Here is a 22,207-nt window from a genome sequence, read left to right on the forward strand (position 1 = left end):
TTTTCTTAAATCTTTTCCGTCTCCCTCAATCGCACATACTGAAAAAGGTCTCCCATTTTACCGTTTTTGATAAAGGCATTCTTAAGAATCGCCTCAGCCTGAAATCCCGCTTTTTCCAATACCCGCATAGAGGCTACATTGAAATCGTAGGTTTGGGAAAAAACTCTGTGGACATCGAATTTGCTGAATAAATAGTCCGTGAAAATCTTCACCGCCTCCGAAGCAATCCCTTTTCCCCAAAAAGGCTCCCCAATCCAAAAACCGACCTCCATATTGGGCCTGAGTTCATCCTTTCCCCTTTCAGATCCCACCGACCCCACCAATTGACCATCTAGCTCTATGGCAAAATTCTGAGGAGGGTTGAATTTTTGGTTGTACTCTATCCAGTATCTTGCGTCGTGGATGGTGTATGGCTGAGGATAACTGTCCCTTAGATTTTGTGCAATTTTGGGGTTGTTGGCCAAAGGATATAGTTTATGAAAATGTGTATCTTTCCAAGTGGTCAAGCTGACTCCATTTTCTCCGGTGATTCTCATATAGTAAGTGTAAGGTTGGTTTACAAAGTTCTACAGAAATAACGGCAAGCTGCTTTAATCCTTATTTAATTTGGCAACAAAACTTAATCTTCCATGCCGCCACCCTTCATCTTCTCAGCATTTTCAGCAAAACGGAGAGCTGAGATAAACTCCTCAATATTACCGTCCATGATATCAGGAAGGTTGTAGACCGTTTTATTGATCCTATGATCCGTTACCCGACTTTGGCTGTAATTATATGTCCTGATCTTATCCGAACGGTCACCGCTTCCCACCATAGAGCGTCTTTGCGCCCCTACAGCCTCATTGTGTTTGGCAAGCTCAATTTCATAAATCCTGGACCGAAGTACTTTCAGCGCTTTCTCGAAGTTTTTGATCTGCGACTTCTGATCTTGACAGGTCACTACCAACCCAGTCGGAATATGGGTAAGCCTGACCGCCGAATAGGTGGTGTTTACAGACTGCCCCCCCGGACCGGATGAACAGAAGGTATCTTTTCGCACATCATTCAAGTCGATGTTGACGTCCACTTCTTCCATTTCAGGGAGCACGGCCACCGTAGCGGCGGAAGTGTGAACCCTACCCTGGGTTTCCGTGGCCGGCACACGCTGTACCCGGTGCACACCGGATTCGTATTTCAACATACCGTACACGTCAGCCCCTGTCACGGTACTGATTATTTCTTTATAACCGCCCGAAGAGCCAAATGTTAAATCCAATACGGTAAGATTCCAACCCTGCTTTTCGCAAAAGCGCTCGTACATCCTAAAAAGATCACCGGCAAAAATAGCCGCCTCATCCCCTCCTGTACCACTTCTAATCTCCAAGATACAGTCTTTGGAGTCGTTGGGATCTTTTGGAATCAGCATCTGCTTGAGTTCTTTTTCAAGCTCGGTCTCACGCTCCCGAAGCTCATCCAGTTCGGCTTTGGCCATTTCCCTGAAGTCCGGGTCCTTTTCCTTGTCCAATATTTCCTTGGAGCTCTTGATGTTGTCCATGACCAGCTTATACTCATCATACACGGCCACCACCTTCTCCAGGTCTTTATATTCTTTGCTCAGCTTGGTATATTTGCTCATATCCGACATGGCGTCCGGCTGAATGATCAACTGGCCCACTTCTTCAAATCGCTCCTTAATCGCTGCTAACTTATCAAGCATGTTTTCTGTAGTTTGAACTTGCAAAATTAAGAAAATAAGTCGTATACCGAAGGCTATCAAAAGAATCTGGAAACCCAATTCTGACCTTTGAAGATTATCTGCTATCTTTATTTGCTCATAGAGACCAAAACATGAACAAGAAAATTCAAATCATACTATTGGCTATAGCCCTGCTCACCGCTTGTGATGACAATAGGCGAATCAATAGAGAAGATTATGAAAGCGGAAGAAGGGACCGTGAGGTAAGGAAAGTCAATGAGGCTGAGGTGACCCAAAAAGCCTTCGAAATGGGAGATGAGATCAGCACGGCAGCCCAGCAAGAATTGCTGGCCACGCTCACCAAGGTTATTGAGGAAAGTGGGGTAGCGGGAGCGGTTGAATTTTGTAACCTGGAAGCCTTGCCACTTTTGGAAAGTGTCGGACAGAAATACAATGCCAAGATTAGGAGGGTTTCCAATAGATACAGGAACCCCAATGACAGACCGGACCAAGATGAGGAAATGCTCCTTTCGGCCTACGAGTACAATGTGGATAACGACATAAAAAGTGAGCCCAATATCCAAAAAATCGAGAACGACCAGGTGTTGTTGTATACAAAAGCGATTACCATCCCAAGTCAGCTTTGCCTTAACTGCCATGGCGACCCGGAAAGCGATATAGCCCCGGATGTTTTGGCAAAAATCAACCAACTTTACCCCCAAGATAAAGCCACAGGCCACACAGAAGGGGATCTAAGAGGAATGTGGAGCATCCGCCTGCCCAAAAAAGAGGTCATCAAAAATCTATAATTATTGAAGTATGAGAAAAAGACTCACCAGATCCTTAAATGAGAGAATGCTTGCTGGAGTATGCGGCGGCATTGCCGAATATTTTGGCTGGGACCCCACCGCGGTCCGCATTGGCTACATTCTGATTTCCATTATAAGCGCGGCTTTCCCGGGCATCTTGGTTTATGTCATTCTGTGGATTGTGATGCCAGAGGATGAATTTCCTTGGAGGCAACATTAGAAAAACTGTATAGCTATACAGATCAACACCAGACTGACTGCCATGGAATAAAGAACCAGCAACCCTGATTCCTTCTCTTTACTTCCCAAAAAGGAGGCAAAAACGGTTATGTTAGCTGCAATCGGAAAAAGGGGAATAAGGGCCAGCAATTGCCTTTCCTCCTCATCCAATTTATCCACAAAAGCATACTCTAAAGCCAATATAGCTGCTGTGATGATTATTCCTCCCACAGTTCTCAAAGCCATAAATTTGTTGAGGTATTTCCAGTCAATACCCTTGATTTTTAAGTTGCTGACATTCATTCCGATGATGAGCATACCAGCAGCCGACACAATATAGCTAAAAACATCAGTCACCGGCTCAGCCTCCTCGGGCGGCTCCACATCTAATACTTTCAAAATCACGGCAATAATAAAGGCATAAAGAAACGGAACCTTCAAGGTTTTGATGATCGACTCCTTCGTGCCATTTTTGGATTTGGACACCTGATAGTAGCCAATTAAATCACCATATAGCGCGGTACCCACATAAATGGTAATCAAGCTTGTGACGGCTTGCTCGCCAAAAAGGGCCATCACGGTAGGAATCCCAAAAAACGCTACATTAAAGAATGAGAACGAGCTTTTGACCAGGTATGGATTTTCCTCTGAGGCAAAAGTTTTATTTGCAAGTAAGGCGGGTACATTCATCAGCAAAGCCAGAAAAAAGGACATCACGGGCAATACCATGATGGTATCCTCCTCGGCCTCCAATACATGATTGACGACCAAGACTGGCATCAAGACATAGATTAGCGGGCTTGTAATATATTTCTTGGGTACCCATTCCTTTTTACTAAGCCAAAAACCAAGAGGTAAAAACAATAAGTAGGGGCCAATTCCGCCCAAAAACTCAGCAATTTTCTCCATACCGAGCTTTAAATAAAATATCTTGGCATAGCGCGGCAATGGATCTCACATTATACCAGACCGCATTTACATCCAGCATCATTCCATTAAGCAAATGCCCCGTACCATAGATACCGCAGACTTTGGATTTATTGATTGCCTCCAAAGTGAGCTCATTGACCAATATGCCTCCTGAGGGATAGGGGTGGATAAGTTGCTTTTTCAGGAGGTTTTCAGTCAATGTGCAGTCCATATCTTCCACTTGGGAAGGGCTACCGGTGGCATTGATTAAGTTATCCACAGTCTTTTTGCCTTTTTCTCCAAATTCAACTTCAAATGAATTTTCATGTGGGTTAATATCCCCGATTTCGGCATGGACGGTCAAAACACCTTTGTCCATTAATGCCTTAAGTCTTTTGGCATTGCTCAAAGGCATCCCATGCCGATTGACAGCCCAGTGCGGCCCGAGCCATTTCTTAAAACGGTTTTTTTCTTCCTCAGAAAGCCAGCTCCAAAGTTTCGCCGCGTCATACCTCAAGGAATAAGCTACGTTCAAAATAGCATCTCCACCGTTTTCGGCAAGCTCAATATCTTTGGCCAGATAATCATCGGCTTTTTTGCCCAGCCTATCCTGCTCTTTCCAATCAATGGGTCCTTTTTTGACATTTTCGGCATCCCTCATGAAAAGCCTAAACAGCTCCTTTACCTTTGGTGCCCGAAAATGCTTTCTTTTGATCATATGCACATTTTTAAGTGTCAAGTATGATCTCACAATCTCATTGTTTTCTATTGGCTGCACCCTTGGCAACATTCCCTCGGGACTGAACAGGGAGATTTTTCCCTCATGACCATGATCCATTAGGGCTACCACCGCATCTATGGAGCTCAGGCTTGTCCCCAGGATACCCACATGGGCCTTTTTATCAATCTTCTCCAACATCTTATGCGCTGGCCAAGGTGAATTGATGAAATGTGGATAACGTTGAAAATCCTTGAAATTTGTAGCCTCTGGATTGCCCAGTGCCAATATCACATAATCGCTTTGGATAGGGTTACCCTTTTCCAAAATCACCTTAAACCTTTCCCCGTCCACTTCAATATCATCAGCCCTGTCACAGACCAATTCCACATTCAGATTGATGGATTTGGCTTTTTTAAGGTGGGAAGCAAACTGCTCGTGAAGGTAATCCCCGTACAAAATCCTGGAGGTGTAAGCATGGTCTATATCCCCGTTTTCCTCCTCCACGCGTCCCCGCGCCCTATAGGCATTGTCATGCAGCCATTCACTGAAGTGCTCCACCTCATCGGCAAAAATCCCCATCAGTTCGGCTTGGGTGTTGAGCAAATGGCTTTTTTCCGTGGTGCCAAAAGCCAGCCCGTAACCGACTTTCTTTGATTTTTCAATTATGGTAATGCTAAGTTGATCCTCTAACTTCTGAGTGCTAATCTGGACAAAAAGTTCAATAAAGGCCGCCACGCCGCAGGCTCCCCCGCCGATGATGCAAATATTCTTCATGCTTGGATGGTTTATGGTAATCATCTTAACCCTTTATTACCTTGCATGTTTATTTTCTCCCATTTTATTGTAGCATTTTATGATTTCTGGTTTGATTGCCTTATGGAAAGCCATTATCTTGTGCTGATTTTCTGGCCAATCCCAGCTTTACCCGTTCCTTATGAAAAAAACTTTACTGTTACTCACATTCTCCATTTTACAAGCGAGCCTTTTTGCACAGACAAAGTCCCCCGCAGAATTTTTGGGTTATGAATTGGGTGAAAGATTTACCCCTCACCATAAAATCGTCGCCTACTTTGAACATGTGGCAGAACAAAACGAAAATGTGGAAGTGTATCATTATGGAGAAACCTATGAGCTAAGACCACTTATCGTTGCTTTTATCTCTTCGGCTGAAAATATCCGTAACAAAGAGCAGATCAGGGAAGATAATCTCCGCCGGACAGGCATGATGGAAGGGAACCCCGACACCAACATCGCCATCAACTGGCTGAGCTACAACGTGCACGGAAATGAGGCTGTATCTTCAGAGGCCACCATGAAAACCCTGTTTGAACTGGTAAATCCTGAAAATAAAACCACCAAAGCATGGCTGGAAAATACCATGGTAATCATGGATCCCTGCATCAACCCCGACGGGCGCGACCGCTATGCCCAGTGGTACAACCAAAAGATGAACAAACGCCTGCAGCCCGACCAACAATCCATGGAGCACAACGAGCCCTGGCCGGGCGGCCGACCCAACCATTACCTTTTTGACCTCAACCGGGATTGGGCTTGGCAAACACAAAAGGAATCTCAAGCCAGAATTGCCCTTTACAACCAGTGGATGCCGCATGTGCACACCGATTTTCACGAGCAGAACATCGACTCTCCCTACTATTTCCCCCCGGCGGCAGAGCCTCTGCACAAGCAGCTTTCGCCCTTTCAGCATGAATTCCAAAACATGGTGGGAAGAAACATAGCCAAATATTTTGATCAGGAAAACTGGTTTTATTTTACGAAAGAGCGCTTTGACATCCTCTACCCAAGCTATGGAGACAGCTATCCCATGTATAATGGGGCAATCGGAATGACCATAGAGCAGGGCGGTTCAGGCAGAGCCGGAGTAGGGGTTTTGACCGCAGAAGGTGATACGCTAACCCTCAAAGATAGAATAGAGCACCACCACACCACAGGCTTGGCGATTTTGGAGGTCACGTCCGAAAATGTGGATAAAGTACTTTCCTCCTTCCAGGATTATTTCACGGAAAGCAAAACCGCCCCAGCAGGAAAATATAAAAGCTTTGTCATCAAAAATGTGGATAACCCAAGCAATCTGACAAAACTGCTGGATTTACTTGATAAAAACGGGATCCAGTATGGGAAAGGCAGCAGCCGTGGAAGCCTGAGGGGTTACCATTTCCAAAGTGGCGAAAACCGGTCCTTTAATCTTGAGGAAAATGACATCCTGATCAGTGCCGACCAGCCCAAGTCCATTTTGGCACAAATACTCTTTGAACCCAATCCCGTATTGGCCGACAGCATTACTTATGACATCACCAGCTGGGCACTTCCTTACGCCTATGGATTGGATGCATATGCCTTGGAGACCAATTTAAAGGTATCAGGAACTTTCGAAAAGCCAGCTTTTGAGCAGAATTCGTTAGATGGGGAGCCATTGGCGTATATCGCACCTTGGGATAATACTGCCCACGCAGCCTTCCTTGCCGCCCTGCTAAACGAAAAAATCAGGGTGAGAAATACGGGTTATGAATTTGAGATTGGAGAAAATAAATATCCTGCTGGCTCATTGTTGATAACTAGAAGAGGCAATGAAACCAAGAGGGATTTTGATGAGAAGGTACTCGAATTGGCCAACAAGCACGAGGTCAAACTCTCCACCACCCAAACCAGTTTTGTGGATAAGGGTAAGGATTTCGGTTCTCCCCACGTCCACTATATCAAACCTCCAACAGTGGCCCTAGTAGGTGGAAAAGGCACCTCTTCACTTAATTATGGAGAAATATGGCACTTCTTTGAGCAGGAACTTGATTATCCACTCGTTACGTTGGAAAAAGAACAACTAGAAAATGTAGACCTTTCTTCATATACGGTGTTGATACTCCCTGCAGGAAACTACAATATCAAGGAGGAAAAGTTGACCAAAAAACTTCAGGAATGGATGAAGAATGGCGGCAAGTTGATAGCCATGGAAAGCGCCTTAAAGCTTTTTGCTGATCAAGAGGGTTTTGGCTTGAAAAGTTATGCCACTGAGGAAGAGAAGAAAAAATGGGAGGAGAAATCTAAGCAGTGGGAAAAGGAAACCCAGACCTCTCCATTCCAAGAGGCAGAACGCATGGCCATTTCCGACAACATTACTGGAGCTGTATATGAAGTGAAGATGGACAAAACTCATCCCCTTTCTTACGGTCTAGGTGACACCTATTATACGTTGAAAAACAATAACAATAGATACTCCTATCTTCAGAAAGGGCACAATGTTGGGGTGATTATTGGCACGGAAAGCCATCGTACGGGATTTGTGGGGTATAAAGCCAAGGAAAAAGTTGCCGAATCCCTTGTAATCGGGACTGAAAAAATCGGCAAAGGTCAAATAGTATACTTTGTGGATAATCCAAGTTTCCGTAACTTCTGGCAAAACGGAAAATTGATATTGGCCAACGCTATATTTTCACCAATTCAATAAATACCTTCGAACTTCGGTCTCCCGTGTTACCAGCTAATTTTACTTGATACGTTTTGCAAGCCATTCAATTTTTGTGGAACTTCTTTTAAACCCTGACTGCCGTCAGACAGGTTTGTGTCCCCGCCGTGGCGGGTGACCCATTTGCCACCGTATTCCATCTTCCAGGGTCCTTAGCTCAGTTGGTTTAGAGCGCTGCTTTGACAGAGCAGAGGTCATCGGTTCGAATCCGTTAGGACCCACACTTTTACTTTTTAGGCTAAGGGCTTGAATAGCTGGATTTTTATACTAATTTTATAGTATGTATCTGCAACACATATTATGAAATCTTGCATAAAAATACTCTTCATTATCCTCTTGATGAGTCTGCCCTACGGTAGCCATGCCCAAAAATTCCGAAATAGCATTTATGGTGAAGTCTTAGGCAATGGACTTTTCTATTCCATCAATTATGAACGCAACATATTAGCCACGGAAAAGGTGTTTTTGAGCCCATCAGTTGGCTTTACCAGTGTGGGTAGAAATGCTACCGGCATACCTGTCATGATGCTGGCCTATTTTGGAGGAGGCAATAGTTCATTAGAGACTGGGTTGGGGTACACGGGCTTTTATAGGGAAGAGGATTTTTTAAATTATATGGTTCCAGACAAACGAACTTATTTTGAGCATTATTCCACGGCTCGGTTGGGCTACCGCTATGAAAGCCCCAAAGGTTTTTTATTTAAAGTAGCTTTCACGCCACTATATCGATTTAATACAACTTACCCCTTTCACGAAGTATACGCCCCCGACGGCCCAGCACCAAGATTTATACCTTCAGGAGGTATAGGTTTTGGTAAAAGCTTTTGACAAACGCAGGAAATATCCATGAAAATAGAAACTTTGGCTTACGATTTTCATGGATAAAAAATAATTTTACCATGAAAATCGAAAGTTGGACTTACGATTTTCATGGATAATTTTGTATCTTTACCATGAAAATCGAAAGTCAAACAGCTTTGTCATGGTTAAAGATCGTGCTATTTTTCCGCTCCTCGAGGAGTTTTTGAGTATTTTCCCTGCCGTTGGCATTTTAGGACCGAGGCAAGTGGGGAAAACTACGCTCGTCAAAAACCTTAACCTTGATCGAGAAGCTTTTTATCTTGACTTGGAAAAAGCGAGCGACAGGCTTAAGCTATCGGATCCGGAATTGTTTTTGAAAACTCACCAGGATAAAACTGTGATCCTCGATGAAATCCAGTTTATGCCCGAACTCTTTGCCGAATTGAGGAGCTTAATTGACGAAAACCGGGTGCCGGCAAGGTTTATCCTGTTGGGGTCTGCCTCCCCAGATCTTATCAGAAACAGTGGAGATTCTCTGGCTGGTAGGATTGGGTACCTTGAGTTGCCGCCATTTACCGTACAGGAAGTGGACCAAATGGATACCTTGTGGCTGAGGGGAGGTTTTCCACTTTCGTTCTTGGCAAGCTCGGAAAGGGTCAGTTTGATTTGGAGAGAAAACTTCATTAAAACTTACATCGAAAGAGACCTGGGGATGCTCGGCTTGAACACTGATCCTCGGCAGGTGGAGAAATTCTGGATGATTTTGGCCCATGCCCAGGGAAGTATATGGAATGGAGACGGGATATCAAGAGCGCTCGGTCTAACGCGGCCGACCGTAAATAGATACTTGGAGTTTTTGGAAGGCTCGTTTATGATTCGGGTACTGCAGCCTTACCACGATAATATTAAAAAGCGTTTAGTAAAAAGCCCAAAGGTTTATATCCGGGATTCCGGTATCTTGCATGCCCTTGCCGGCATCAAAGCCTTGGAGGAACTGCAGACCAGAATGCTGGTCGGGGCTTCATGGGAAGGTTTCGTGATTGAACAAATCATCAACTGCCTCGGTGATGCCTACCAATACTTCTATTACAGAACCCACCAAGGTTCTGAGTGCGATTTGGTCCTGGTAAAATCCGGGAAAGTAATGGCTGCCGTGGAGATCAAAAACTCCCTGGCTCCCAAAATCACGAAAGGATTCCGAATCAGCATGGAGGATATGCAGGCTGCAGAAGGCGTGGTAATCTACAGGGGAGAGGATGATTTCCCAATTGACCAGAACATCAACGTGATGGGACTGAAAAGCTTTATCCAAAAATATACAACATGAGCAAAAATAGATGTCCTTGGTGTTTGGGGTTTGAAGAATATATCCGCTACCATGATGAAGAGTGGGGCGTGCCGATATATGAGGACCGGGTTCACTTTGAGTTTCTGGTCCTCGAATCGGCCCAAGCCGGATTGAGCTGGTCCACCATCCTCAAAAAACGTGAAGGCTACAGGAAAGCCTTTGCGGATTTTGACTATCAAAAAGTGGCGGAATTCTCTGATGAGCATGTGGATAACTTGATAAAAAATCCAGAAATCATCCGAAACAGCCTGAAAATCAAGGCAGCCGTAAACAACGCCAAGCGTTTTATGGAAGTCCAGGATGAGCACGGTTCCTTTTCCAATTACATTTGGGGCTTTGTCGACAACCAAGTTATCCACAATTCCTGGCCATCATTGGCGGAGGTGCCTGCCACTAGCAAGGAGTCCGACGCCTTGGCAAAGGACATGAAAAAGCGGGGATTCAAATTTCTGGGCTCCACCATTCTCTATGCCCACATGCAGGCCACGGGCTTGATCAATGATCATTTGGTGGATTGCTTTAGGTTTGAGCAATTAAAAAAGCCTGGAAGAAAATAATCCTTGCAGGCTTTTTCGATTTAATTTTCACTGAAAAGTGGCGGTCTTTTTTCTTCCCACTCCGTCTTTTCCTGATAAGCCTTCCCCAGCATTATCAGCTTTTCCTCATCAAAAAGATTCGCTAAAAATGTGATGGAAGTAGGGCTTCCGTTTTCCCCGAAACCATTTGGCAGACATAAAGCCGGATGCCCAGTTAGGTTAGTTATCAGCAGCTGATTGCCTCCGTAGGTGGGCGTAATAATAACATCATACTCGCTAAAAAGCTCATGCATCTCTTCAATTAATACAGCGCGCTGTCTACTGGCTTGGATATATTCCACAGCAGGAATAAATCGCGCTGCTCTAAATAGATTCGGCCAGGCATTCTTGTGCTGGGCCACCAGTAAATCATCTTGACCACTCCTTGTAAGCTCATCAAAAGCTGCAGCCCCCTCCGCCATAAGCATTATACTCATCCCAGATGGATCCACGCTAGTTTTCAGATCAACAGGATGAAGCTCCAAACCCAGCTCTCTCAGATCTTCCAAAACCCGCTTGTCATTTTCATGGGCCTTTTCAAAAAACTTATCGAAATAACCGATCTTCAGGTCCTTGATAGATTTGGCAGCATCATAATTAAATGCAGCTTGAATAGTACTCCGGTCTCTTTCATCTTTTCCATTAATTGCTGCCAATACGATAGCATTATCCTCAGCCGTTCTTCCAATAGGTCCAACTTTATCCATAGTCCAAGATAAAGCCATGGCGCCATGCCTGCTCACCCGGCCGAAAGTGGGACGAAGGCCTGTAACTCCATTCCTCGTTGAAGGGGAAACGATTGACCCAAGTGTTTCTGTCCCGATGGCGTAGGGAATCAAACCGGCACTTACCGCAGCTGCTGAGCCAGCTGATGAACCACTCGCACCTTGCTCTAAATTCCACGGGTTTTTGGTAACCCCACCATACCAGACATCACCCATTGCCAAAGCCCCCAAGGTGAATTTTGCAAGAAGCACCCCTCCTGCCTCGTCCAACTTTTCCACTACGGTGGCCGTCTCATCGATTTCCTGATCCTTGAAAGGTGTGGCGCCCCAGGTTGTTTTAGTCCCTTTGACTGCAAACAAATCCTTGATCCCGTAAGGAATCCCGTGTAAGGGACCTCTATAATTTCCCGCTTGAATTTCCCTATCCATCTCCCTTGCCCGCTCCAGAGCCTCGTCTTCCATCAAAGTTATCAACAATTGAAGCGTATCACCATGTGTTTTGAGCCTGTCCAAAAAGATCGAAGTCAATTTTTCGGATGTAATATCCCCATTTTTGACCCATGTGGATAAAGTACTGACCGGAGTAAAAGCTATGTCTATTTCATTGATTTCCAATACACTTTTGCGTTCAAAATTCCAATCTAAGGCTTGCTGGTCAATAGACGGGGAAAAATCCTTGGGCAAGGGGTTGAATGCCATTACAGGTGCCACCTCATTAGGCAGGGTGTATTTTCTTAAGGCCTCATAGCTTTGGAGTTGCCGCTCGAGATTGCCTATCATGCTGTCTTTTTCGGCAGGGCTGAAAGACATCCCCAAAATATGTTCGGCGTGGGAAATGGTCTCAGTGGAAATTTTCTCGTAATTTTTCCCCAGCATAAAACCCAATCCCAAGAAACCAACACCGGCGACACATACCATGGTAATCACTTTATTCTTCATCGTTTAATTTTTAGATTTACACATAATCCACAGCCCAAGGACACAACTTTTCTAGATACTTTGTAATTTGCGCTTTCTCGGAATTACCGGAATAAATATAGTATAAATAACCTAAAAAAGATCCCGCTAATTTATGGGATCGAACCTTAAACCTTTATGAATCAAGCCCCTTTTCCCCAATATAGCATGACCATGCGCGGCATAGTATTAATTACAGGAATGTATACGGTCGCTTGGGGTGCATTTTTCAAATGGTTTGGAGATGCGCTCACCGGTTGGCTTGCCATGAATCCAGGTCAGGATGTGGGGTTGGGCACCAATTTATATGGAAGTGTGGGGCTGATTGTAGGTACGCTGATCTTCCTTTCCGGCTTCTACCCTATCAACTGGAAATGGCTGACATTAATCGGCATCGCTGGAAAGGCCATCATGGCCATCTGGTTCGCCGTAGTCTTCATGGACACCCTAGGCTGGAACAAACGCACCGGTTTTCACCTATTTTTTAATGAACTGATCTGGATTGTGCCATTGACGTTATCTTTTCTAAAGGCTCGGAGAGTTGAGAGCTATATGAGGAAAAGTGATTTGTACTAGGTACTATGTACTATGTACTAAGTAATTTCACAGCATCAGAGGTTTTTGGGGCATTTTGGACGGAGAAATGTAATAATCCACAGCACTATTTCTCGCCGCCCTCCTTCAGAGCTGCGCTCTTCAAATGGGGCATCAGTGAAACGTGAACATACTTCATTATTCATATTTCATTATTCATCATTCATAATTCATAATTATAAAAGCGTGGCTGAATTATAAACTACCTCGTGCAATTCCCTTGTGCCCTTTGTGGCAAATTTTTTACAGTATAAAAAAAAATTCCCTGAACCAAAATGGTTCAGGGAATTTCTCTTCATTTCACTAGCAACGCGAATTATCTTCCACCTCTACCGGATCTTACTGTACCGCCACCAGTACTTCTTGTACTCCTGGCTGGCGCTGCAGTCCTGGTTTGGGTTCTAGGAGCGGCTTGTCTAACATTACTGTTAGTCCTGGTATTTACTCTGGCATTACCCTGTCTTTGGTTTTGGGTAGCCTGAACTCTTCTGGCTTCTCTCCTAGCGTTATTTTTTGGGGCAACTTGTCGGTTACTCTGACGGTTGTTACCGTTATTAATGATTACAGGTCTTCTATCGACAATCACAGTATTTCTATAAACTCCCGGGTGGCCGTAAAAATACATATCATCATAATATCCATATCCTACTCCACCACCGCCCGCAATTCGGGCTGAACCTGTACATGAGGTCATCAAAACTGCTCCAAATACTGCGACTAATATATATATCAACTTCTTCATGGCTTCCTCCTTTTTAGTTGGTTTGTACCCATAGTAACGAGAATATTAGGCCAGAGATGTCGGATTGTCAAGCTTTTAACACCCTTTAAGACCAATCCTTTCTCGTTAACAGAATTAAACAAATATAATTTTGAATTTCCATTCTAAAACCAATCATTAACATAAAATCATCCAATATTCAAAACCATCAAAATCAGCTTTATTTGCCGATTAAATAACATAAAAGGGAGATAAATTCCACAAATTGGGGAATATCTAGAACCATTTAGATAAAATATAAGATTTTTTTAACTTGTTGAAATTTCTGTATTTCGTATTTTTAAATGGGTACAAAGTACTAGGTACCAGGTACCAAGTATTTCTAGGACAGTGCTTATTTTACACCATTTTGGGGTGGAAATGCATTTCCGTTTTATGGTCCCCGTCTCTGCCCCCCAGCCCCCTAAAGGGGGAATTTTACTCACGTTAGGAATGTATGTTAGTCCCCCCTTTAGAGTGATCTCTACGATACTATGTTGTCGCTTTGTTTCCGCGAAGTGGCCCTCGTGCAACTTCTTTTAAACTTCGTGTACTTTGTGGCCCCTTATTTCTGCGAAGAAGCCGTTGGGGTCCCTTTTTAACCCGTTGGGATAATTGCATGTGTTGTGCAACTTATCCGCAACACAGATGCAACACATTTGGGACGCCTTTTAACCGTCGCAGGTCAGTTGCATGAGCGTAGCGGGTGCGTTGCATGGGCGAAGCAAATATCCCGGAAGGTAAAGAAAATGTATCTATTGGTTATCAAATGATATTCCGCCCCATACTCCATTCCTAATTCCTAATTTCCCATTTGAATTAAGAATTAATAATTAGGAATTATTAATGAACCGCAGCAAACTCATTCTCCATTCCTAATTCCTCATTTCCAATTTGAATTAAGAATTAATAATTAGGAATTATTAATGAATCGCAGCAATCCCATTCTCCATTCCTAATTCCTCATTTCCAATTTGAATTAAGAATTAATAATTAGGAATTATTAATGAATCGCAGCAATCTTATTCTCCATTCCTAATTTCTCATTTCTAATTTCTCATTAATATCCCGTGCCCTTTCTGGCCAATTAACCGTGTATAACCAAAAAAACCGCCCAATTCCTTGGACGGCTTCATTCATATCATAACTTTCAGAAAATATTAGGCAAATATCAAGATCAAAATCAAGATCAGGATGATCGCACCGACAGAGATATATACCCCTCCGGCAAGTTGCTTAGCTTCTTTGTTAAGCTCTTTTAATTCTTTTTTGACCTCCTTTTTCTCAGCCTTGGACATATCCGAAAAATCCATTGCCTTGATCTCATCCACGCGGTTTTCGATTTCCGTCATCCTTTCTTTCTCCTCAGCAGTCAATTCGAGTTTTTCCTTCTCTTTCTTGTCTGCTGCCATAGCTGGAGCAAAGGCAGTGAACAACATCATCAGCGATAATAAATATGCTATTTTTTTCATAAGTATATTGGTTATAAGTGGTTATTAGGTCAATAGAATTAATAACAATAAGATAATGATAATGGCACCCACAGAAATGTAAACACCGCCAGAAAGCTGCTTAGCCTCTTTGTTCATTTCCTTCAACTCTTTCCTCACATCCTTACGCTCTTCTTTGGACATATCAGCGAAATCCATCGCTTTGATTTCCTCTACTCTGTTTTCAATTTCAACAAGCCTTTCTTTCTCTGCCGCAGTCATTTCCTTCTTCTCTTTATCCTTAGTAGGAGCACCCACAGCAGCTGGCACAAATGCCGTCATCAAAAACAATACTGATAAAAAATATGCTATCTTTTTCATGGTGATTAGGTTTTTTATAATTATAAAATGCAGAAAATACATTGTTTATTTATATTTAGGGATAGTTTCAATAATCAGACCATTTCCATAATCGGCTAAAATATTTTTGATGAAATTCTAAAATAATTTCACAACCCGTTCATTTTCAATAAATCAATCAGGTAAATTTATTTCCCCACTCCCCACCGGTGATAATTATCATATCCCCCTGCAATACAATTCCCCTTTCCTTTTCGTAAATTAGCCCACCTATCACCAATCCGAAAAAAACCAATATGTCTCAAAAAGGCGGTAAGAAATTATTTCTGCTGGATGCCATGGCCCTTATCTATAGAGCCCATTTTGCCTTCAGCAAAAACCCCAGAATCAATTCAAAAGGACTCAATACCGGCATCATGCTGGGATTCACCAACACCTTGCTGGAAGTGATCGAAAAGGAAAAGCCAACTCATATCGCGGTAGCCTTTGACACCAAGGCCCCTACCTTCCGCCATGAGCAGTTTGAGGCATATAAAGCCAATCGGCTCGAGCAGCCGGAGGATATTGAGGTAGGCATCCCTTGGGTGAAGGAAATCGTGCAGGGTTTTAATATCCCTGTGTTGGAGCTGGATGGCTATGAGGCGGATGATATCATCGGCACAATCGCCAAAAAAGCCGAATACAAAAGTTTTGAGGTATATATGATGACTCCTGACAAGGATTACGGCCAGCTTGTCGAGGACCATATATTTCTATATAAGCCTTCCTTTATGGGCAATTCGGTGGAAATACTGGGCCCCAAAGAGGTGTGCGATAAATGGGATATCGAAAACCCCGACCAGGTGCGGGATATCTTGGGCCTTATGGGCGACAGTGTGGATAACATCCCGGGAATCCCCGGAATAGGTGCAAAAACAGCCACCAAGCTCCTTAAACTCTACGGAACCCTTGAGGAATTGCTCAATAATACGGACCAACTCAAGGGCAAGCAAAAGGAAAACGTAATCAATTTTGGCAAGCAAGGCCTGCTTTCCAAGGAACTGGCAACCATTAATCAGGAAGTACCCATTGAATTTAATCCGAAAGATTATACTTATGATGGGCCGAATGAGGAAAAGCTAAAGGCTCTCTTTGCGGAACTGGAATTCAGAACACTTAGCAAAAGGGTGTTTGGGGAGGGCCTGAAGAAACCTCAGATCAACGTAAATGAACAACTGGGCCTTTTCACTGGCCAGCATGAGCCCAAGGAAGAGGAAAAAGAAAGTGCACCGGTAACGCCAAAGCTCATCCAAACCCTCGAAACTACCGCACACAGCTACCATTTGATCCAAACGGAAGAAGAAATCAAGGAGCTTCTGCCTTATCTGGAGGCGCAGGAAGAGCTGTGTTTTGACACAGAGACCACCTCACTGAATCCAAATGCTGCGGAACTGGTAGGGATATCTTTTGCCTATGTGAGCCTAGAGGCTTTTTTCATAGCCTTGCCGGCAGATCAGGAGAAAGCGAAGGCCTTATTGGAGCTGCTAAGACCAATATTTGAGAATGAAAAAATCACCAAGATCGGTCAGAACGTCAAATATGACCTTCTTGTGCTTAAAAATTACGGCCTGGAGCTTAGAGGGCCTATCTATGATACCATGTTGGCCCATTACCTCATCGACCCGGAAGGCAGGCATTCCATGGATTGGCTGGCCGAACTGTATTTAAATTATAAGCCTGTTTCGATCACCACACTTATCGGAAAGAAGGGCAAAAACCAGGGGAACATGCGCGATGTGGATGCTAATCTAATCGCGGATTATGCGGCAGAGGATGCGGATATTACTTTGCAGCTAAAGCATGTCCTAGATCCCAAGATCAAGGAAAACCAACTCGAAAAGCTCCTCTATGACGTGGAAGTCCCTTTGATCAAGGTGTTGGCGGCAATGGAATTTGAGGGCATCCGAATAGATACCGAGAGCTTGGCCGAGCTATCCAAAGAACTCGAGCAGGAGAGCAAAACAATTGAGCAAAAGGTGTACGAAATCGCCGGAGAGCAATTCAACCTTTCTTCTCCCAAGCAGCTTGGTGAAATACTGTTCAACAAAATGAACCTTGATCCTAAAGCCAAAAAAACCAAGACGGGCCAGTATGCCACCGGAGAGGAGGTTTTAAGCAAACTTGCCAACGAACACGAAATAGCACAGGCAATCTTGGATTACAGACAGCTGGTGAAGCTTAAGTCCACCTATGTGGATGCCTTGCCTGCTCTAATCAACGAGAAAACCGGCAGAATACATACTTCCTATAACCAGACCGTAACGGCCACAGGACGTCTTTCATCCACGAACCCCAATTTGCAAAACATCCCTATCCGTACGGAAAGGGGGCGTGAAATCCGTAAGGCTTTTGTACCAAGAGATGAAAACTATGTGATTTTGGCGGCTGATTATTCCCAAATTGAATTGAGAATCATGGCTTCCTTTGCCAAGGACGAATCGATGATAGAGGCCTTCAGATTGGGCAGGGATATCCACGCCACCACGGCTGCCAAGATCTTCAAGGTGCCCTTGGAGGAGGTGACTTCAGATATGCGGAGAAAAGCCAAAACAGCCAACTTTGGAATTATCTATGGGATCTCAGCATTTGGCCTGAGCCAGCGCCTCAATATTCCGCGCGGAGAGGCGAGTGATATTATTAAGGCATACTTTGAGGAGTTTCCGGCCGTCAAAAAATACATGGATGCCAGTATTGAAAAAGCCCACAAGCATGAATATGTGGAAACAATCCTGGGCAGAAGACGCTACTTGAGAGATATCAACAGTAGAAACGCCACCATGAGAAGCTTTGCCGAGAGAAATGCCATCAATGCCCCCATACAGGGAAGCGCCGCGGATATGATCAAAGTGGCCATGGTTCAGGTGCACAACTGGATGCAGGAAAACAACCTCAAATCCAAAATGCTCCTGCAGGTACACGATGAACTTGTATTTGATGCCCATAAAGACGAAGTGGATTTGCTCAAAAAACACATTCCCGAACTCATGGCCAACGCCATCACCATCGAAGTCCCGCTGGTAGTAGAAACTGGGACTGGGAAGGATTGGCTGGAAGCGCATTGATTGATGTACTAGGTACTAGGTACTATGTACTAAGTACATCGGAGGACCACCGCTTCTATATGCCACTTGAAAGGTTCACCCAGCGAAATCGCTGAAACGAGACCTCTCCACTCCGCAAAAGCTACAGTCGAGGTAACGAAAAAGAGCGTCAAAGCTCTGTGAAACTCAGTGACCAATCTAACTGGCTATTCTATTAAAAATAAAAACTTTGTGCGACTTCGTGACTAACTTTGTGCCCTTTGTGACCATTTATATTTTCGTTTCACATCCCCCCTGCCCCCTTTAAAGGGGGAGTTGATCCCGATGTGACCATTTAAAACATTGTCCGACTTCGTGCCTAACTTTGTGCGACTTCATGACCACTTTAATTCATAAAAAACTTTGTGCGACTTCGTGCCAAACTTTGTGTGACTTTGTGACCATTTATAAATTATGGCTAAAACTAAAACAACCTTTTTCTGTCAAAATTGCGGCTCCCAATCCCCCAAGTGGGTGGGGAAATGCCCGGCCTGCGGGGAGTGGAACACCTATGTGGAAGAAGTTATCCACAAAGACGACAACCCTAGAGGCAGCTGGAAACAGGAACCCGCAAAGCTGAAAAGGGCCTCCACCCCCAAGAAGCTCCACGAAGTCAATTTTGAGGCACAACCCAGGCTCATCACCGATGACAATGAACTCAATCGGGTACTTGGCGGCGGCATTGTGCCGGGTAGCTTGGTACTCATAGGCGGTGAACCGGGAATAGGGAAGTCAACCCTCATGCTCCAAATAGCCCTTACCCTCACCCAACAGAAAATCCTTTACGTTTCCGGTGAGGAAAGTGAATCGCAGATAAAGATGAGAGCCGACAGGATGCCATTCAAGTCAGAAAACTGCTTTGTGCTCTCAGAAACAAACACCCAACAGATTTTCCAGCAAGTGGAAGCGCTAAAACCCGAATTGCTGGTCATCGATTCTATACAGACCTTATACAGTAGTCATGTGGAGTCGGCTGCAGGTTCGGTGAGCCAGGTAAGGGAGTGTACGGGGGAATTGATGAAATTTGCTAAGGAAACAGGCACACCGGTCTTTCTGGTGGGCCATATCACTAAAGATGGCAGCATTGCGGGGCCAAAGGTGTTGGAGCATATGGTGGATACTGTGCTTCAGTTTGAGGGCGACAGGCACATGTCTTATCGGATTTTGCGCACCTCCAAAAACCGCTTTGGCTCCACCCATGAGTTGGGGATTTATGAAATGCGCGCAGAAGGCCTCAGAGAAATTTCCAACCCTTCAGAGATCCTCATATCCCAGCGAGAAGAGCAACTCAATGGGGTAGCCATTGGCGCCATGCTGGAGGGAAACAGGCCATTGCTGATAGAAATACAGTCCCTGGTCAGCCCTGCTACCTACGGCACTCCCCAAAGGAGCAGCACGGGTCACGATTCCAAAAGGCTGAACATGTTATTGGCTGTACTGGAAAAACGTGGGGGAATGCGCCTTGGCCAGCAGGATGTCTTCCTCAACGTGGCAGGCGGCCTCAAAGTCGACGACCCGGCCTTGGACCTTGCCGTGTGCGCCTCCCTCATCTCAAGCTATGAGGACAACCCTATTAGCCACGAAATCTGCTTTGCCGGTGAAGTAGGCCTCGGAGGCGAGATCCGCGCGGTAAACCGCATGGAAAGCCGCATTTCAGAAGCCGCCAAACTTGGGTTTAAAAAGATCGTGGTATCAAAATATGCAATCAAGGGGGTGGATTTGAGCAAGTTTGACATCAAGGTAGTGGCAGTGAGTAGACTGGAGGAGATGTATCAGGAGATAGTTTAAGGCTTATCATCCCTGCGGGATTGTTTATGGTTTAAGGGGTTTCTTAGAACTTCGTACTTAGGAATGGGTACAAAGTACAAGGTACCAGGTACCAAGTATTTCACAACACCAGCATCAATACGGCTGGAAGCCATTTTGCCGCATTGAGAAGCAACCCACCGCCTGTATTCTCGCCGCCCTCCCTTCGAGCTGCGCTCTTTGGATGGGGTATCAGTGGTTCGTACTTAATCACATCACGAGCGAAGCGAGCAACCGTACCCAAATACCTGGTACGTGGTACTTGGTACCTGGTACCCCAATACCCCATCAAACTTAGTACATAGTACTTCGTACCTAGTACAATTTTCAAAAACATTCCCTCTGAATTACAGGTTATTATCTTATCCATTTATTAACCCAAGTAACACAATAGCCATGGATATAGCCGCAAGAAAACTAACCATAGTACAGAGATTACTCGAAATCGATGATGAAGAAATTATCCACAACCTCGAGGACCTGCTTAACAACCTGCTGAGTCCATTGGACCCGTATAGCCCCAAAGAGATCAAGCGGGTGGCAGAAGAGGTGGAGAGATTATGCAAGAAGGGGGAATGGTTTACCACTCAGGAAATCTTAAACTATCTGACCCTTAAGAACAAGTAACCTACTGATGAAATTTTATCAAGAAACCTTAACCCTACCCTCTTATTCAAGAGGGTTTCATCTTATTACGGAGCAAATTGTTAATAACTTCAAGGAAATCAGGAATATTGAGCAGGGAATGCTCCAAATCTTCCTTAAACACACCTCTGCGGGGTTAACCATAAATGAAAATGCGGACCCGGATGTACGAAAAGATTTCGAAACCTTCATCAGGGACCTCATCCCCGATACTTACCCACACTTTATCCACACCGCAGAAGGGCCGGACGACATGCCCGCCCATATCAAAACCGCCTTCTTCGGCAACACCCTCACCATCCCCATCACCCAGGGCAAACTCAACCTCGGCACCTGGCAGGGAATCTACCTCTGCGAATTCCGAAATCGAGGAGGAAATAGGAAGCTGGTGTTGACCGCGTTTGGGAGTTAGAAATCAAAATAACCGCAGAGGACCAGAGGGCGCAGAGGAAAAAGCCTAATCTATCCCTACACGGTTATCTCCACTTCGTACTACATCCCGTGTTTATCCCGTGTTTATCGCGTGTTTAACCCATGATATAGTTAGGCATACTTAGTATCTCGTACTTCCTACTCATGTCCCCAAGGAGCATCCGGCGTATCTACCTCAGTAGTCAGATCAAATTTAACCGAGAAATGGCTGTCGCGTTCTACTCTTCTGAGGTTATAGCTGAAGTTTTCCTCGTCAAGAGTCACCCACCATACATTTGAAGAAGCGTAAGGGATCAGATCCGTGGTTTCCTGATCGGCGGGGAAGAACTGCATCTTGCCATTTCCGGTGCTGGTGCTGGTACCGCCATACATGGTTACCCTATCAGGGCTGCCATCTTCGTGACGGTGATCATGTTTCAATTCGATCGTTCCATCTTCCATTTTGGTGAAAACCCAGGTTCTGGACCTATCATCCCCTACGAAGAAAGGAACCTTGATCACATTGTCCCCGCACTCCCTTACGTGCATCACCAGTTTTTTACCCGCGAAGGTATCGTTGGTAGCCTCAGAGGCCAATTCCCCCTCATAAGCCTTCCCACAATGGGCCTTAAGATTCTCCCAAAAGGTCTCCGATCCAGGAGTTCTGGGCGCCTGCTGATTATCCTGTGCAAAAACCTGCACCGTAGCCATCATCAGAATGGCAAGAATTAATTTTTTCATATTCGTTTAAAATTTTAAAATAACATTAGATATTATTCTTCATCAGACATTTTGACCGCGAAGAAGCCTTAGTGCAACTTCTTTAAAACTTTATGCCCTTAGTGGCCCATTTTTACCCGCA

Annotated in this window: 21 protein-coding genes and 1 tRNA gene; 12 read left to right on the forward strand and 10 right to left on the reverse strand. The window is 44.6% G+C overall.

The window, feature by feature from the left end; translation table 11 throughout:
• Nucleotides 1–5 precede the first annotated feature (5 nt).
• Entirely contained in the window at nt 6–536 is a 531-nt protein-coding gene (locus KIH41_RS12455; RefSeq protein ID WP_213944384.1) for a GNAT family N-acetyltransferase, read from the reverse strand.
• Nucleotides 537–619: 83 nt separating this feature from the next.
• Nucleotides 620–1,696 (reverse strand): peptide chain release factor 1, encoded by a 1,077-nt coding sequence (gene prfA, locus KIH41_RS12460; protein WP_214162583.1) that lies wholly within the window; start codon nt 1,694–1,696, stop codon nt 620–622.
• A gap of 131 nt (nt 1,697–1,827) precedes the next feature.
• Between prfA and KIH41_RS12465 the strand changes: the two genes are divergently transcribed.
• Together KIH41_RS12465 and KIH41_RS12470 are read left to right on the forward strand one after the other, a co-directional pair.
• On the forward strand, nt 1,828–2,484 hold the full coding sequence (locus KIH41_RS12465) for a Tll0287-like domain-containing protein (RefSeq protein WP_214162584.1): 657 nt from the start codon (nt 1,828–1,830) through the stop codon (nt 2,482–2,484).
• Nucleotides 2,485–2,494: 10 nt separating this feature from the next.
• Nucleotides 2,495–2,704: a PspC domain-containing protein gene (locus KIH41_RS12470; RefSeq protein WP_213944381.1), complete on the forward strand. Its 210-nt coding sequence runs from the start codon at nt 2,495–2,497 to the stop codon at nt 2,702–2,704.
• Here the strand turns inward: KIH41_RS12470 and KIH41_RS12475 are convergent.
• Complete coding sequence (locus KIH41_RS12475) at nt 2,701–3,612, reverse strand: AEC family transporter (RefSeq protein WP_214162585.1); 912 nt, start codon at nt 3,610–3,612, stop codon at nt 2,701–2,703. The genes KIH41_RS12470 and KIH41_RS12475 overlap by 4 nt on opposite strands.
• Nucleotides 3,596–5,107: an FAD/NAD(P)-binding protein gene (locus KIH41_RS12480; RefSeq protein WP_213944379.1), complete on the reverse strand. Its 1,512-nt coding sequence runs from the start codon at nt 5,105–5,107 to the stop codon at nt 3,596–3,598. The genes KIH41_RS12475 and KIH41_RS12480 overlap by 17 nt, the downstream gene beginning before the upstream one ends.
• A 160-nt stretch (nt 5,108–5,267) precedes the next feature.
• Between KIH41_RS12480 and KIH41_RS12485 the strand changes: the two genes are divergently transcribed.
• The 5 genes from KIH41_RS12485 (at nt 5,268) to KIH41_RS12505 (ending at nt 10,520) form a co-directional block, all read left to right on the forward strand.
• A complete protein-coding gene (locus tag KIH41_RS12485) occupies nt 5,268–7,796 on the forward strand; it encodes a M14 family metallopeptidase (protein ID WP_214162586.1) in 2,529 nt (842 codons plus the stop codon).
• Between the two features lie 164 nt (nt 7,797–7,960).
• Nucleotides 7,961–8,035: transfer RNA gene (locus tag KIH41_RS12490), tRNA-Val, on the forward strand.
• Nucleotides 8,036–8,114: 79 nt separating this feature from the next.
• Entirely contained in the window at nt 8,115–8,642 is a 528-nt protein-coding gene (locus KIH41_RS12495) for a hypothetical protein (protein ID WP_214162587.1), read from the forward strand.
• A 154-nt stretch (nt 8,643–8,796) separates the two neighbouring features.
• Nucleotides 8,797–9,942, forward strand: a complete 1,146-nt coding sequence (locus KIH41_RS12500) for an ATP-binding protein (protein ID WP_214162588.1) — start codon at nt 8,797–8,799, stop codon at nt 9,940–9,942.
• Entirely contained in the window at nt 9,939–10,520 is a 582-nt protein-coding gene (locus KIH41_RS12505) for a DNA-3-methyladenine glycosylase I (protein ID WP_214162589.1), read from the forward strand. Before KIH41_RS12500 ends, KIH41_RS12505 begins: the two co-directional genes overlap by 4 nt.
• 20 nt (nt 10,521–10,540) lie before the next feature.
• On the opposite strand, the gene KIH41_RS12510 is transcribed toward KIH41_RS12505, so the two are convergent.
• Nucleotides 10,541–12,202 carry an amidase gene (locus tag KIH41_RS12510; RefSeq protein ID WP_214162590.1) on the reverse strand — a complete coding sequence of 554 codons (1,662 nt, stop codon included), beginning with the start codon at nt 12,200–12,202 and terminating at the stop codon, nt 10,541–10,543.
• A gap of 156 nt (nt 12,203–12,358) precedes the next feature.
• On the opposite strand from KIH41_RS12510, the gene KIH41_RS12515 reads away from it, so the two are divergent.
• On the forward strand, nt 12,359–12,796 hold the full coding sequence (locus KIH41_RS12515; RefSeq protein WP_214162591.1) for a hypothetical protein: 438 nt from the start codon (nt 12,359–12,361) through the stop codon (nt 12,794–12,796).
• Nucleotides 12,797–13,130: 334 nt separating this feature from the next.
• Here KIH41_RS12515 and KIH41_RS12520 read toward each other — a convergent pair whose 3' ends face one another.
• The 3 genes from KIH41_RS12520 to KIH41_RS12530 all read right to left on the reverse strand — a co-directional run bounded on the left by KIH41_RS12520 (nt 13,131) and on the right by KIH41_RS12530 (nt 15,385).
• Entirely contained in the window at nt 13,131–13,556 is a 426-nt protein-coding gene (locus KIH41_RS12520) for a hypothetical protein (protein ID WP_214162592.1), read from the reverse strand.
• 1,178 nt (nt 13,557–14,734) lie between these two features.
• Nucleotides 14,735–15,046, reverse strand: coding sequence for a hypothetical protein (locus KIH41_RS12525; RefSeq protein WP_213944371.1), 312 nt, complete (start codon nt 15,044–15,046; stop codon nt 14,735–14,737).
• A gap of 24 nt (nt 15,047–15,070) precedes the next feature.
• Entirely contained in the window at nt 15,071–15,385 is a 315-nt protein-coding gene (locus KIH41_RS12530; RefSeq protein ID WP_213944370.1) for a hypothetical protein, read from the reverse strand.
• Between the two features lie 275 nt (nt 15,386–15,660).
• Here KIH41_RS12530 and polA point away from each other — a divergent pair, with 275 nt between their 5' ends.
• Both polA and radA read left to right on the forward strand, forming a co-directional pair.
• Entirely contained in the window at nt 15,661–18,465 is a 2,805-nt protein-coding gene (gene polA / locus KIH41_RS12535) for a DNA polymerase I (RefSeq protein WP_214162593.1), read from the forward strand.
• Nucleotides 18,466–18,897: 432 nt separating this feature from the next.
• Nucleotides 18,898–20,271, forward strand: coding sequence for a DNA repair protein RadA (gene radA / locus KIH41_RS12540; protein WP_214162594.1), 1,374 nt, complete (start codon nt 18,898–18,900; stop codon nt 20,269–20,271).
• Nucleotides 20,272–20,371: 100 nt separating this feature from the next.
• On the opposite strand, the gene KIH41_RS12545 is transcribed toward radA, so the two are convergent.
• Nucleotides 20,372–20,659, reverse strand: coding sequence for a hypothetical protein (locus KIH41_RS12545; protein ID WP_214162595.1), 288 nt, complete (start codon nt 20,657–20,659; stop codon nt 20,372–20,374).
• A 26-nt stretch (nt 20,660–20,685) separates the two neighbouring features.
• Here KIH41_RS12545 and KIH41_RS12550 point away from each other — a divergent pair, with 26 nt between their 5' ends.
• Both KIH41_RS12550 and KIH41_RS12555 read left to right on the forward strand, forming a co-directional pair.
• On the forward strand, nt 20,686–20,916 hold the full coding sequence (locus tag KIH41_RS12550) for a hypothetical protein (protein WP_143959345.1): 231 nt from the start codon (nt 20,686–20,688) through the stop codon (nt 20,914–20,916).
• A 7-nt stretch (nt 20,917–20,923) separates the two neighbouring features.
• Nucleotides 20,924–21,346, forward strand: coding sequence for a secondary thiamine-phosphate synthase enzyme YjbQ (locus KIH41_RS12555; RefSeq protein ID WP_214162596.1), 423 nt, complete (start codon nt 20,924–20,926; stop codon nt 21,344–21,346).
• A gap of 158 nt (nt 21,347–21,504) precedes the next feature.
• On the opposite strand, the gene KIH41_RS12560 is transcribed toward KIH41_RS12555, so the two are convergent.
• Nucleotides 21,505–22,086: a hypothetical protein gene (locus KIH41_RS12560; RefSeq protein WP_214162597.1), complete on the reverse strand. Its 582-nt coding sequence runs from the start codon at nt 22,084–22,086 to the stop codon at nt 21,505–21,507.
• Nucleotides 22,087–22,207: the final 121 nt, after the last annotated feature.

It is taken from the genome of Litoribacter ruber, assembly GCF_018500185.1.
Taxonomy (GTDB): domain Bacteria; phylum Bacteroidota; class Bacteroidia; order Cytophagales; family Cyclobacteriaceae; genus Litoribacter; species Litoribacter ruber.